We start from the raw sequence: 1112 nt of genomic DNA, 5'->3' as shown, positions 1-1112 counted from the left end.
AAAGTTCTGCTAATTTTGACCAAATATGCCAAGGTTTTGCTTTCTACAACCCGATTATTTAAACGACGTTCCTACGATCAAATACACAGCTTCCATATCCTGCTCCGTACGACCGTATGCCAACATAATAGGTCCAATTGGCGAGTCCACACCAAAGAAAATTGATGCAGCGTTATACAATGGTGCTTCATTCAATTTCAGATCGTTGTCTGACCATGTACCGCCATGTTCTAGCGACGCGCCTACATAAACTGGCGCTTCAAACAATCCAAAATCATTGTCGAACCATTTGTAGCGATATACCAAACTGCTGAAGAATAAGTTTTGCCCTATCAAGCTGTTTCTCGGTATGCCTGACAAATGCAAAAAGCCCCCTAACTCACGAGGGTCCAGCGTTATCGACGAGTTTTTACTTTGCACAAAGCTGTATTCTGCTTGTCCGACTAAAGTATGACGCTGATAGCTCATTGCCCCCTTAAATCGAGCGTCAATTTCATACACTGTATCTTCCACAATATCTTGAGGCTTGGACTGACCTATCTCTTCAGGGCTGGTATCGTGAGAAACCAAATATTCTAGGTCGACCAACAAACCTCGCGTAGGAAAAGCAAAATCATCGAGGGTGTCTAAGCGGTAATTGGCAAACAAGCCTCTTCGCTCAAAATCTAAATTGCCTACAGACGCCAATGTCGATAACTCAATGCTACCCGAAGAGTATCGACCGCCCAATCTCAACTCTTGCCACAACGTAGGCTGAATGCCAATCGCTATCTCGGAAACAAACTCGGTATAAGACACTGGCAAAAAATCGTTCACCGAACTTAAACTCGAGTCATCATCACTGACCGGCAAGTTTCGCCCTTCACTGCTGTACGCCACCTTACCAGCAACAAAAAACTCTTGGCTCGACAGAACCGGAGAATACAGCTCCGCCTCAATGAGCTTATCTGTGCCCATCTCAACGTTGAGTGCCATTTCAGCACCGTGCGCGTTTAAGTTGGTAAAGTTAGTCGACATCCCTATGCCGTATTGGCTGTCGGTATCAAAGTCATCTTCAAGGAAGAAACGGAAGTGGAGGTAGTTTGGGCCCCAAGATTTTTCGTTAACGTCAA

The 1112-nt window shown here is 45.1% G+C and carries 1 pseudogene; it reads right to left on the bottom strand.

From position 1 onward, the window contains the following. Window positions 1-54 precede the first annotated feature (54 nt). Window positions 55-1112: pseudogene (locus tag R7D93_RS25900) on the bottom strand (serine protease); the annotation flags it as partial.

The sequence above is a fragment of the Vibrio sp. YT-15 genome, from assembly GCF_033337445.1.
GTDB classification, from domain to species: domain Bacteria; phylum Pseudomonadota; class Gammaproteobacteria; order Enterobacterales; family Vibrionaceae; genus Vibrio; species Vibrio alginolyticus.
This window is presented reverse-complemented; position numbering and strand designations above follow the sequence as displayed.